Origin of the sequence: Acinetobacter sp. YH12251 (assembly GCF_013417465.1) — a bacterium.
GTDB classification, from domain to species: Bacteria; Pseudomonadota; Gammaproteobacteria; order Pseudomonadales; family Moraxellaceae; genus Acinetobacter; species Acinetobacter amyesii.
This window is the reverse complement of record NZ_VPDZ01000016.1, coordinates 1-13,008: the sequence shown is the minus strand read 5'-3', so window position 1 is coordinate 13,008 and position 13,008 is coordinate 1. Positions and strand designations below refer to the sequence as shown.

At 40.6% G+C, this 13,008-nt stretch carries 10 protein-coding genes and 1 tRNA gene; 7 read left to right on the top strand and 4 right to left on the bottom strand.

Annotation, left to right across the window (positions count from 1 at the left end; translation table 11 throughout):
- Nucleotides 1-84: 84 nt before the first annotated feature.
- A complete protein-coding gene (gene argG / locus FTV27_RS13800; protein WP_078192912.1) occupies nucleotides 85-1,428 on the bottom strand; it encodes an argininosuccinate synthase in 1,344 nt (447 codons plus the stop codon).
- A gap of 618 nt (nucleotides 1,429-2,046) precedes the next feature.
- On the opposite strand from argG, the gene lldP reads away from it, so the two are divergent.
- From lldP to FTV27_RS13765, 7 genes are all read left to right on the top strand, one after another.
- Complete coding sequence (gene lldP, locus FTV27_RS13795) at nucleotides 2,047-3,714, top strand: L-lactate permease (protein WP_180079020.1); 1,668 nt, start codon at nucleotides 2,047-2,049, stop codon at nucleotides 3,712-3,714.
- Between the two features lie 32 nt (nucleotides 3,715-3,746).
- Nucleotides 3,747-4,490, top strand: a complete 744-nt coding sequence (gene lldR / locus FTV27_RS13790) for a transcriptional regulator LldR (RefSeq protein ID WP_078189144.1) — start codon at nucleotides 3,747-3,749, stop codon at nucleotides 4,488-4,490.
- Nucleotides 4,491-4,492: 2 nt separating this feature from the next.
- Nucleotides 4,493-5,647 (top strand): FMN-dependent L-lactate dehydrogenase LldD, encoded by a 1,155-nt coding sequence (gene lldD, locus FTV27_RS13785; protein ID WP_078192909.1) that lies wholly within the window; start codon nucleotides 4,493-4,495, stop codon nucleotides 5,645-5,647.
- A gap of 320 nt (nucleotides 5,648-5,967) precedes the next feature.
- Nucleotides 5,968-7,659 (top strand): D-lactate dehydrogenase, encoded by a 1,692-nt coding sequence (gene dld / locus FTV27_RS13780; protein WP_180079072.1) that lies wholly within the window; start codon nucleotides 5,968-5,970, stop codon nucleotides 7,657-7,659.
- Between the two features lie 182 nt (nucleotides 7,660-7,841).
- Nucleotides 7,842-9,878, top strand: a complete 2,037-nt coding sequence (locus FTV27_RS13775; protein ID WP_180079019.1) for an NADPH-dependent 2,4-dienoyl-CoA reductase — start codon at nucleotides 7,842-7,844, stop codon at nucleotides 9,876-9,878.
- Nucleotides 9,879-9,965: 87 nt separating this feature from the next.
- A tRNA-Ser gene (locus FTV27_RS13770) sits at nucleotides 9,966-10,055 on the top strand.
- Nucleotides 10,056-10,757: 702 nt separating this feature from the next.
- Nucleotides 10,758-10,970 (top strand): hypothetical protein, encoded by a 213-nt coding sequence (locus FTV27_RS13765; RefSeq protein ID WP_111885766.1) that lies wholly within the window; start codon nucleotides 10,758-10,760, stop codon nucleotides 10,968-10,970.
- 59 nt (nucleotides 10,971-11,029) lie between these two features.
- On the opposite strand, the gene FTV27_RS13760 is transcribed toward FTV27_RS13765, so the two are convergent.
- The 3 genes from FTV27_RS13760 to FTV27_RS13750 all read right to left on the bottom strand — a co-directional run bounded on the left by FTV27_RS13760 (nucleotide 11,030) and on the right by FTV27_RS13750 (nucleotide 12,810).
- Nucleotides 11,030-11,323, bottom strand: a complete 294-nt coding sequence (locus FTV27_RS13760) for a hypothetical protein (protein WP_180079018.1) — start codon at nucleotides 11,321-11,323, stop codon at nucleotides 11,030-11,032.
- A gap of 166 nt (nucleotides 11,324-11,489) precedes the next feature.
- On the bottom strand, nucleotides 11,490-11,846 hold the full coding sequence (locus FTV27_RS13755) for a hypothetical protein (RefSeq protein WP_180079017.1): 357 nt from the start codon (nucleotides 11,844-11,846) through the stop codon (nucleotides 11,490-11,492).
- Nucleotides 11,847-12,063: 217 nt separating this feature from the next.
- Complete coding sequence (locus tag FTV27_RS13750) at nucleotides 12,064-12,810, bottom strand: hypothetical protein (RefSeq protein ID WP_180079016.1); 747 nt, start codon at nucleotides 12,808-12,810, stop codon at nucleotides 12,064-12,066.
- Nucleotides 12,811-13,008: the final 198 nt, after the last annotated feature.

Sequence of the window (13,008 nt, the reverse complement as noted above, 5' to 3'; positions counted from 1 at the left end):
TGTTTAATAAAATTGAGAAATTCTTTGAAATCGGCAATAAAAAAACCGCGCAAGCTACGCGGTTTTTTTATGACTCAACAAATCTTATTTGTTTTTGTCTTTTAATTGAGGCACTGCAGAACCTGTACCTACTGCAAGTAAGCCAGAGTTTGTGTAGATGCCTAATTTAGCGCGAGTATCTGTGATATCCAAGTTACGCATAGTCAATTGACCGATACGGTCAGCAGGACTAAACATAGAGTCACCTTTCTCCATAGTTAAACGCTCAGCTTCATAAGTGAGGTTAGGAGATTCAGTGTTTAGAATAGTGTAGTCATTACCACGACGAAGTTCTAAAGTCACAGTACCAGTGATTGCTTTAGCAACCCAACGCTGCGCAGTTTCACGAAGCATTAATGATTGAGAATCGAACCAACGACCTTGGTAAAGAAGACGACCTAAACGCAGACCGTTAATGCGGTATTGTTCGATGGTGTCTTCGTTATGAATACCAGTCACAAGACGCTCATAAGCGATGTGAAGAAGCGCCATACCCGGAGCTTCGTAAATACCACGAGATTTTGCTTCGATAATACGGTTTTCGATTTGGTCTGACATACCTAGACCGTGACGACCACCGATACGGTTGGCTTCAAGAATGAATTCAACAGGGTTTTCGATACGTTTGCCATTTAATGCAACAGGGAAGCCTTCTTCGAAAGTTACAGAAACTTCTTCAGCTTTAACTTCTACGTCATCTTTCCAGAAAGCAACGCCCATGATTGGGTCTACGATTTTGATACCCGCATTAAGGTATTCAAGATCTTTTGCTTCGTGAGTCGCACCTAACATGTTTGAGTCAGTTGAGTACGCTTTCTCTTTTGACATTTTGTAGTCAAAACCATTGTCGATTAGGAACTGTGACATTTCTGCACGGCCACCTAATTCGTCAATAAAGGTTTGGTCTAACCACGGTTTGTAAATTTTAAGTGCTGGGTTAGTCAATAGACCATAACGGTAGAAACGTTCAATGTCGTTACCTTTATAAGTCGAACCGTCACCCCAGATGTTTACGTCATCTTCTTTCATTGCGGTTACAAGCATCGTACCTGTAACTGCACGACCAAGAGGAGTCGTGTTGAAATAAGGCATACCACCAGTTGAAATGTGGAAAGCGCCACATTGAATAGCCGCAATACCTTCTAAAGCAAGTTGTAAACGACAATCAACTAAGCGAGCTTTAACTGCGCCATACGCTTCCGCTTTTTTTGGAATCGCATCGTAGTCATCTTCATCAGGTTGACCTAAGTTTGCTGTGTAAGCATAAGGTTCCGCACCTTTTTGTTTCATCCACAAAAGCGCAGCTGAAGTATCTAGACCACCAGAGAAGGCAATACCAACTTTTTTGCCAACTGGGACATTCTGCAAGATAGTTGCATTATCAGTCATTGTTAATCCTAACGATATAAATATAGGCACCGAGAATGGGTGGCCTGAAAGAATACATATATGTGCGCGATTGTAGCACTTTTCTGCACGGTTTTTCTAAAAAATCATGAGATACAAGCGATGAGGTGGAAAAAAATGATCGTTGAAATCTATTGTTGAATACTTCATCTAGTTTTTGCGGGCAGAAAATGCGTTTTCTGAATGGAATAGAATACAAATATAAAGAAATCTATTTGATTTAAATAAATGGTCATACCAATATTGGGTTGATTTGGTTTTTATACTTTTCATTGAAATGAGACTGATGTCAAACAAAGCTTGGTTATTAGACTAAAGTATATTTTATAGAATTTATTCATAAATAATAATTATAAAACAGATATTTAAAAAATTGTTGTTAAAAATTCAAACTGGAAAATAATGTTTTCGCATTGATTATTGGTCATACCAAAAACAAGAAAAGCTTGAATGATTGAGTTGAAATATTTAAAAATTGCGGAGTATTTCAGCAATAGTATGAGTTTTTATGTCTTTGATTCTTATATTGGTCATACCAATGAGAAAAGACCACATGCTGATATTGCTCAATAATTAAATCTTAGTAAGCATTTCAAGGAGATGACAATGCTTCAATGGCAGCAAATATATGACCCAATGGGGAATATATGGATATCAAGTTTAATTGCGCTCATTCCGATTATCTTTTTTTTCTTGGCGCTTGCTGTATTTCGTTTAAAAGGCAGTGTGGCAGGTACGATCACCGTTGTACTGGCACTTTTGGTGTCTTTATTTGCCTATGACATGCCTGCGCTTATGGCATTGGCTTCGATGGTCTACGGTTTCTTCTATGGTTTATGGCCGATTGCATGGATCATTATTGGTGCGGTGTTCCTGTATAAAATTTCAGTCAAAACAGGGCAGTTTGACATCATCCGTTCTTCGATTCTTTCCATTACTGAAGATCAACGATTACAGATGCTGTTAGTTGGCTTTGCTTTCGGTACTTTCCTCGAAGGTGCGGCGGGCTTTGGTGCCCCTGTGGCGATTACTGCAGCACTATTGGTAGGTTTAGGCTTTAAGCCTTTATATGCGGCAGGTCTTTGTCTGATCGTCAATACTGCGCCAGTGGCTTTTGGTGCGATGGGTATTCCAATTATCGTTGCTGGGCAAGTGTCTGGTGTTGATACGATGGAAATCAGTCAGATGGTTGGTCGACAGCTGCCATTTATGGTACCGATTGTACTGTTTTGGATTATGGCGATTATGGATGGCTGGCGCGGTGTGAAGGAAACTTGGCCTGCAGTTGTGGTTGGCGCGAGTAGCTTTGCGATTGCACAGTACCTAACCTCGAACTTTGTCGGTCCTGAATTACCCGATATTACCGCGGCGATTGCCTCTTTAGTGTCATTAACGATTTTATTTAAATATTGGCAGCCTAAACATATTTTCCGCTTTGCAGATCAAGATGCGACGATGAGTGAAGATGTTGCTTCACAAAAACAGCAAAAATATAGCTTAGGTCAAATTGCAAAAGCGTGGTCGCCATTTGCGATCTTAACGGTGATGGTTACGATCTGGAGTATTAAACCGTTTAAGGATTTATTTACCAAAGATGGCGCGCTGCATGACATGGTTATTTCGATCAAAGTGCCATTTTTACATCAATTGGTTCAAAAGATGCCACCTGTCGTACCTGAAATGAAGGACTACGATGCCATCTATAAATTTGATTGGTTTTCGGCAACAGGTACGGCAATTGTCATTGCTGCGATCATTACCATTATTTTCTTAAAAATGAAGCCGAAAGACGCGATAGTGACCTTTGGTGAAACCATTAATGAATTAAAAATTCCAATTTATTCGATTGGGATGGTCTTGGCTTTTGCATTTATAGCCAACTATTCAGGGATGTCGGCAACATTGGCATTGGCACTTGCGCATACAGGTCAAGCCTTTACCTTCTTCTCACCATTTTTAGGATGGCTTGGTGTCTTCCTTACGGGTTCAGATACGTCAGCCAATGCGCTATTTGCTGCATTACAGGCAACTACTGCACAGCAAATTGGTGTGCCAGAAGTATTACTCGTTGCTGCCAATACCAGTGGTGGTGTGACTGGAAAAATGATTTCACCCCAATCCATTGCAATTGCATGTGCGGCAGTTGGCTTAGTAGGTAAAGAGTCTGATTTATTCCGTTTTACCGTAAAACACAGTATAACGTTCACAATCATGATGGGGATTTTAATCACCCTACAAGCTTATGTGTTCCCTTGGATGATTCCATAACACGCATTGTGTAACAACGTTAAGGAAAGCAGATGAAAGTCTCTGATAAAACTGTTCAAAGTCTTCGTGTATTGATTGAAGAAAGCAATATGCAAGTTGGAGATCGTCTGCCTGCTGAACGGAAACTGTGTGAACAACTTGGCGTCTCACGCACCTCTTTACGCGAAGCGATTTCTCAATTGACCAGCATGGGCGTGTTGGTCAGTAAAGTCGGTGCGGGGACTTTTTTAAAGCAATTACCTGCGACTTGGTCGAGTTATCAAATTGTGCAGCCCATTAGCAGTTTGATTAGTGAAGACCCTGCCTACCGTTTTGATGTGCAAGAGGCGCGCATTATTTTAGAAGGTGGTACTGCATGGTATGCGGCACAACGTGCTACAGCAGAGGACTTGGCACATATCCGACATTATTATGATCAGATCAATCATTTTCAGGCTTTAGGCAATGACGATGAAGCAGCGCGTGCAGATGCCAAATTTCATTTAGCAATTGCTGAAGCATCACATAATTTAGTGTTGATTCAGATGATGCGTGGTCTATTTGATCTGTTGCAATTTAATGTCGTTTTAGGTCGTCGAAAAGTTTATAGCGAAGCACACCGATTTGATCAATTGCATGATCAGCACTTCCAAGTCATGAATGCAATTGAACGTCGTGATCCTGAAGCTGCACGTAAAGCAGTCTGTGGACACATTGAGTTTGTAGTACAACAGGTGCGTATGATTGATGAAGAAGAAGCTCGACGTCAGCGTGCCAGTCGATTAAACAGGATATAAGCATGATTATTTCTTCTGCCAATGACTACCGTGAAGCGGCACGTCGTCGTTTACCGCCATTTTTATTTCATTACATCGATGGCGGGGCGTATGCCGAATATACCTTAAAGCGTAATGTAGAAGATTTATCAAAAATAGCGTTGCGTCAACGTGTGCTGAATGACATGTCACAGCTGAGTCTAGAAACCCAACTGTTTAATGAAACCTTATCGATGCCTGTGGCTTTATCACCTGTGGGTTTAACAGGGATGTATGCACGCCGCGGCGAAGTTCAAGCAGCCGTTGCTGCAGATAAAAAGGGCATTCCATTTACGCTGTCTACCGTTTCAGTTTGTCCAATTGAAGAAGTGGCGCCAGCGATTCAGCGTCCCATGTGGTTTCAGTTATATGTGCTACGTGACCGTGGCTTTATGAAAAATGCCTTAGAACGTGCCAAAGCAGCAGGCTGTTCAACTCTGGTGTTTACCGTGGATATGCCTGTTCCGGGCGCACGTTACCGTGATGCACACTCGGGGATGAGCGGCCCAAATGCTGCCATGCGCCGTTATATGCAGTCGTGTTTCCACCCACACTGGGCGTGGAATGTGGGTTTATTAGGTCGTCCGCATGACTTAGGGAATATTTCTAAATACTTGGGCAAACCAACAGGTTTGGAAGATTATATCGGCTGGTTGGGCAATAACTTTGACCCATCAATTTCATGGAAAGACCTTGAGTGGATTCGTGAATTTTGGGATGGCCCGATGGTCATTAAAGGCATACTTGACCCTGAAGATGCCAAAGATGCAGTGCGTTTTGGTGCAGATGGCATTGTGGTGTCAAACCATGGTGGCCGTCAGCTCGATGGGGTTTTATCATCAGCGCGTGCATTGCCGCCAATTGCAGATGCAGTAAAAGGCGATATTAAAATCCTTGCGGACTCTGGTATTCGAAATGGTTTAGATGTGGTGCGTATGCTGGCTTTGGGTGCGGATACCTGTATGCTCGGTCGCGCCTTTGTTTATGCGCTCGGTGCAGCGGGTGGTGAAGGTGTTTCTAATCTTCTAGAACTGATTGATAAAGAAATGCGTGTTGCGATGACCTTAACAGGTGCAAAAACCATTGCGGATATTACATCTGATTGTTTGGTGAAGTTAGAGAAAGAGTTGGCTGGGTGATTTTTTGAATCGATCTCTCGGGAAAGTTATTCGTCATCAAAAAAATTAGCAATGAAAGTTCCCTCTCTTTGCAGGAGAGGGTTAGGGAGAGGTGTTTATTGAATAATTCTCCTAACCCTCTTGCTTAGCGTTGCTACTCATCCCAAAGGGAGAAGGGATATTCATTATAGATTTTAATAACAATGACTAAAAACTTTTGATATGTGCAAATAAACCTACGTTGTTTAAAATTATTTAAATCAATATTTTTTTTATTGCATAACAATGCAATTCCTCTTTAGCGAGGAGAGAAAATAATGAAAATGGAAAATTCTACGAGCATGCAAACTCAATCATTACAAACCATTCAAAACCTTATCAACATCGTCGGTAAGCAACACGTTTTAACTGAAGATAAAGACACACGTTTATACCGCCAAGGTCGCCGTTACGGTGCAGGAAAAGTATTGGCTGTGGTTACACCGGGCTCTTTGCTTGAGCAATGGCAAGTGCTGCAAGCGGCTGTGGATGCAAATTGTATTGTGATTATGCAAGCCGCCAATACAGGTCTGACAGGTGGTTCAACGCCGTTTGGTGATGACTATGACCGTCCTGTGGTGCTGATAAGTACACGTCGTTTGGTTGGCATCCAAGTGATTAATGAAGGCAAGCAAGTCATTTGCCTACCGGGGGCGACATTAGACAAACTTGAAAAAGATTTGCTGCCATTTAATCGTGAACCTCATTCGGTGATTGGTTCTTCTTGTATTGGGGCATCGGTTTTGGGCGGCGTATGCAATAACTCAGGGGGTGCTTTGGTACGCCGCGGTCCTGCCTATACAGAGCTTGCACTGTATGCACAAGTGAATGAGTCAGGTGAGTTAGAGTTGGTCAATCATCTAGGTGTCAATCTTGGCAATACGCCTGAAGAAATCCTCACAGCGCTGGAAAATAAAAATTATCAAATCAATGATATTGTGAATAATTCAAGTTGCTGTGCATCAGATCAACGCTACTCACATGATGTTAAACAAGTCGATGAAAATACACCTGCACGTTTTAATGCAGATCCGAGTCGACTATTTGAAGCATCAGGTTCAGCGGGTAAGGTCTGCGTCTTTGCAGTACGTTTAGATACCTTTGAAAAAATTCCTAGTCAGGTGTTTTATGTGGGAACCAATTCGCAAGATGATTTAACAGAAATTCGTCGTTTTCTATTAAAAGATCTTGCACGCCTCCCGATTGCAGGTGAGTACATTCATCGCAAGGCATACGATATTGGGGCTGAATATGGCAAAGATTCTTTTGTATTTATTGAAAAATTCGGCACCGCAAAAGTTCCTGCTGCTTTTGCCATGAAAGATAAAGTCGATGGCTATTTAGAAAAACTGGGCTTTCGAGGTTTGTCAGATAAAATTTTACAACTCGTTACTAAATTTATGCCGAATCATCTGCCAAAACGGATGAATGAATTCCGTGATTTATATGAACATCATTTGATGATTCGTATTGAAAATCAGGATGTTGATCAAGTTGATGCGTATTTGAAAACGTATTTTTTAGACAAAACCTCAGGCAATTATTTTAAATGTACGGATGAAGAAGGACGTAAGGCTTTTTTACATCGCTTTGCGGTGGCAGGTGCTGCCATTCGATATCGTGACACGCATCGTTCAGAAGTGGAAGACATTGTTGCACTGGATATTGCATTACGTCGCAATGATCGAGAATGGGTGGAAACTTTACCGAAAGCCATGGATGAGCAAATTATCCATAAACTCTATTATGGTCATTTCCTCTGCCATGTGTTTCATCAAGATTATATTGTGAAAAAAGGTGTAGATCCTTTGGCAATGGAACATGCAATGTGGCATTTACTCGATGATCGTGGCGCTGAATATCCTGCGGAACACAATGTTGGGCATTTGTATGTGGCGAAGCCTGCATTAAAAAATCATTATCAAAAACTGGATCCGACTAATAGTTTTAATGTCGGAATTGGACAAACCAGCAAGCTGAAAAACTGGAAATAATGCTTTAAAAAACAACATGCCGTGATGTGAAACTTCACGGCTTTTTTTATGGTTCGAGAATTTATATATCAGGAGGTATTGACCGTAAAGGCGAAGAATATTTTCTAAATTGTCATCCCAAAATATAAAAAAACCGCTAAAGTGTTATGCAACAAGTTGCAAAGCCAAAATAAGGATTCAGCATGACAACGACTAGCTATGCAAATATTTTAAAGCCTTTACATTTGGGTTTTACCACGATTAAAAACCGTGTCGTGATGGGGTCCATGCATAGTGGGCTGGAAGATCGTTTTTATAATTATCCTAAGCTTGCGGCTTATTTTGGTGAGCGTGCGAAAGGTGGTGTCGGCCTGATTATTACAGGCGGTATTTCGCCAAACCGTCAAGGTTGGCTGTTACCTGCTGGCGGTACCATGAATACTTTAGGTGATATTGCTCCGCATCGCTTGGTGACCCATGCAGTACATAAACATGGTGCCAAAATTTTAATGCAAATCTTGCATGCTGGGCGTTATGGCTATCAGCCTTTTGCAGTGTCAGCAAGTCCGATTAAATCTCCGATTTCACCTTTTAAACCACGTCAATTAACGGACAAACAAATTCTTTCAACCATTGATGATTATGTCAAAACGGCAAGCCTTGCACATAAGGCCGGCTATGATGGTGTTGAAATCATGGGTTCAGAAGGCTACTTGCTGAATCAGTTTTTAAGCCGTCATGTCAACCAACGGACAGACCGTTGGGGCGGTGAAATTGAAAATCGTATGCGCCTTGCGGTTGATATTGTGAAATCGATACGTGCTGAAGTGGGTGAGAAATTTATTATCTGCTTCCGTTTGTCATTGCTCGATTTGGTTCATGATGGGAACACTATGGCAGAAGTCATTACTGTTGCTAAAGCATTGGAAGCTGCAGGTGTGACGTTATTGAACACGGGGATTGGTTGGCATGAAGCACGTATTCCGACAATTGTGACCTCAGTGCCTCGCGCAGCGTTTGTGGACTATACCGCTGAAGTCAAAAAACATGTTGCGATCCCTGTCATTGCGTCCAACCGTATCAATATGCCAGATACAGCTGAAGAAATTTTGGCTTCAGGCAAGGCAGATATGGTGCAAATGGCGCGTCCATTCTTGGCAGACCCATTTTGGGTAAATAAAACGGCGACCAACCGTGTCGATGAAATTAATACCTGTATTGCCTGTAACCAAGCCTGCTTAGATCATACTTTTAAAAATCAGCGTGCGACGTGTTTGGTCAACCCACGAGCGGCATATGAAACTGAATTGGTTTATTTAAAGACCAAAAAACCGAAGCGTATTGCAGTCGTCGGTGGTGGCGTGGCAGGCATGTCTGCAGCTACGGTTGCGGCAAGCCGAGGCCATGCGGTGACATTATTTGAAGCTGGTGCAGAGGTGGGTGGTCAATTTAATTTGGCGAAAGTCGTTCCCGGCAAAGAAGAATTTCACGAAACGATTCGCTACTTTAAAGTTCAAATCGAAAAAACAGGGGTGGATTTGCGTTTAAATACACGCGTTAACCGTGAACAGCTTGAACGTGAAGGGTTTGAGGAAGTGGTTATTGCAACAGGTGTAGTTCCTCGCAGCTTGAAAATCGAAGGTAGTGATGCACCGAATGTTTTGTCTTATGCAGAAGTGCTGAAAGGCGCAGCTGTGGGGGGTAAAGTTGCTGTAATTGGTGCAGGCGGCATTGGCTTTGATGTATCTGAATTTTTACTCAAACCACCACATCAGCCACAACCAATGCCTTTAGCGGATTGGCAGCGGGAGTGGGGTGTTGATCCAAATCCAAACTACATAACAGAAGGTGGTATGCAGGCTGCTGAGCTCGAACCTCCTTTTCGTGAAATCTATTTATTACAACGTAAAACAACTGCACTTGGTGCTGGGTTAGGTAAAACATCAGGCTGGGTACACCGTGCACAATTAAAGAAAAATGCGGTTCGTATGCTGCGTGGTGTTCAATACAAAGCCATTACTGATGAAGGTCTTTGGGTTGAATATGAAGGGCATGATCAATTATTACGTGTAGATACGATTGTCGTTTGTGCAGGTCAGGAATCGGTAAAGCATTTGATGCCAGAACAGGGTGAGAAAACCCTTGCCAATTACCATATTATTGGTGGTGCAAAACTAGCAGCAGAGTTAGATGCGAAACGCGCAATACGTGAAGGTGCGGAGCTTGCGGCTAAACTTTAAGGATTTGGCGAAACAATATTCATTTGAATGGTTTAGTTGTAATTTTTACTTGTCAGATGAATAAAACCTCCGTATTATGGCGCACATGGAAGCGTGGCAGAGCGGTTTAATGCACCGGTCTTGAAAACCGACGAGGGCGCGAGTCCTCCGTGAGTTCGAATCTCACCGCTTCCGCCATATTCAAAAAAGCCTCTGTAGTGATACAGAGGCTTTTTTTTGTTTTAGATTTTAATTTGAGACGGCAATCTTATTCATTAGTATTTTTAAGCAATGCTAAAAATGGATATCAGACTTAAAATTCAAGTCAGAAATTAATACAAGGGTTGTCAAAGGTAGAATTAAAAGTAAGAGAAAAGAATGTTTATAGATTGATAGTGTAGAATTTATTTTTAATGGCCTATTTATTTAAATCTTTCACAAGCATTGGGCAGAGCTATGATCGCTTATTTTGAAAAAATATCAATTGTATTTTATTTGATCAATTGTTTTGAAGTGTTAGCAAGGCTTGGCAAGAGAATTGAAAGTGCTATATTTAAATCACGGTAGGTCATAAAACGACGCTACCAATAAGTTGGACGGATCAATGACAGCTCGTTGAGTTTCGTAATATTTTAGTCTTAAGATATTGCAGACAATAAATCAGCACTAGCCTTCCAACATAGAGCCCGCAGCGATGCGGGCATTTTTAATGCCATTTTAGATTTGAAAATATAGTGCTTTTGTCAAACAATAATTAAATAGTCAACCTATGTTATTGATATATAATTACTAAAGTAAAATAAGTTTACATTGCCATGAAATCTAACATTTACAAAGCAGGTTGTTGCGTAAAGGTGTGATATAAAAAATGCAATTATTAAAACAAGTAGAGACGTTACCATGACACAGATGATTGACATAAAGGTAAAGGACCAATTTAGTCAGGTTTATGAAGCACAAGCTTTGGTGCGTAATCCTTCAGAAGAAGATTCAAGAGGGCTGTTTCATCGCATTGAACATATCATTATTGCTGGTGAAATCATCCTACCCAGTATCGAACTACTTTTTGAAAGTCAAAAATCGGACAGTATTTACAAGCTTTTAGAAGCTTAAATTGAATGAATAAAAAAACTCACCTTAATGGTGAGTTTTTTATTTTTAGAGATAGAACTTTAAGCTGTTTGATCTGCTTTAAATTGATTCAAGATATAAGACAGTAACTGATAGCGTGTCATCGGGTTGCTAGAAGACAGTTCAACATCTTGTTTACGCACTTGAATTTCTTGAATTAAAACTCCAGCTTGAAAACGTTGCACGATCATATGATCTTTCGATACATCATGGTCGGCCAGCACTAGTTTTGGTCCAAGGTGCAGATGTCCAATCGCATCTAGACATTGTTCAAGGCTGCCATATAGGTTGAAAAGGATGAGTGCCTGATCATTAGAATAATTGGCTAAATTCATTTTTATTATCCATGGTCAAAAATTATTGAGCAGGAATAGTGTATACGAATTGAGCAACAATAATCTGTATGGATTATTTATCATTTAATGTCTATCTAGGTGACTTTGGTTAAATCATTGAGACAGCTTAAATCTTTATGAAAAATAAGTTGGAATTCGCTTTAAATTAAAGCGGCTTGAATACCAATGGGACATCATAACGGGCAAATTCTTCAATGATACTGTTTAAAACCAATTGAGCTTGAGGTTCCGCTGCTGTAAAAGTGAGTTCTTGGTTCGTTTGGCTGTTGAAGCATTCAATTTGTTCTATACGCCAAACTGTTTCAATGGCTGTATTTTGAATGACCACACGTCTAGGCTGTAATTCATCACTAATTTTTCGTGGCATGACATAGGTAATGGCCAATTGAACATTAGGCAATTCGTCTTGTGAGGTTAAGAAGGTAAATACCCAATTGCCAATTTTGCTGAGTTGCATAGGATTATCGAAAGAATCAAATTCTAGACAAAACTGTTGTGACATTGACATGCTCAAACGCTAGGAGATCGGTTTTATTCTTGCGATTTTTTACTGTTGATTGACATTAGGGGAAGGTCGTATAAAACAGCAGTTAAAACTATAAAAGAAATAAGTGAATCGATAAAGTTAATAAAATTCAATTTCTTATATTGATATGTGTGAGGAATAACTCACCTCATTAAGTTGTTTTTTGAATGAGAAGTGAGGAAAAGTCTCTAAGTCAAACCAGTTGTTGCAGATTTTTTATACTGTAATTAATTTGCTGTAATGCATGTTGTAAGAGTTTAGGTTGAATATTGGATTCATTTAGACAGGTGATCCATTGCATCTGACAGGCTTTTAATTCTGCAATGTCCGTGGCCTGTTGAATATTAAGCATTAATTTTTTTGCCATCAGTCCACAATAACGCTGTAAGTAACTGCACATAAAATTCTGTAACTCATCAAAATCATGCTCGATGAAATCAATGATTTGTTCTGCTAATACAGGGTCGTTCGTTGTCGTAGTTTCAGGTGTGGCTTGTGGGAGTTGATGGGGTATAAAGCCAATTGCATCCATTGGCAGGGAGTCAGTTATTTCGTGCTGTGAATGAATCTGAGGAACTTCCATCGTTGGCATTGAAACTTCATTAAAAGTCACATGTTCTTGCGCTGTGAGATCAGATGCAGGGCTAAGGTTATTGAGATCGGGCGTTTTGCTAGGCGCTATTTTAGGAGTATTAAAAGCAGAAAAATCGGAGTTTTGAAGGCGTTGATGATCATGTGCTGTAATTGGCTGAATCAGCCCAAGTTCCATTAGTTGCTCGAGCAATGTCTCTTCAGCAATCCGCTGCTGATAATGCAATGGCATTTGGTTAAAGTCATCACTACCAATTAAGAGTAGCAGACGACGTTGTCTTGCATTTAATGCGAGCTGTCGGTCTTTTAAAGTTTGAAAACCCAGCTCAGTTTTTTGATAGTTGAACATGCCTTAATTCCATAGCTCAAAAGAATTAAGGCAATCCTATGCAGTGATAATGACAGTAATATTAAGAAAATATTCTCTGTACACGACAAATTTCACAGAACCCTTATCCTATCAGGATTCTGCTTTCTTAAAATTGCCAAAATTTCCTTAAACTCTTCTTTTTTCCCAAAACCAATTAAACGCTGAATCGCCATTTGA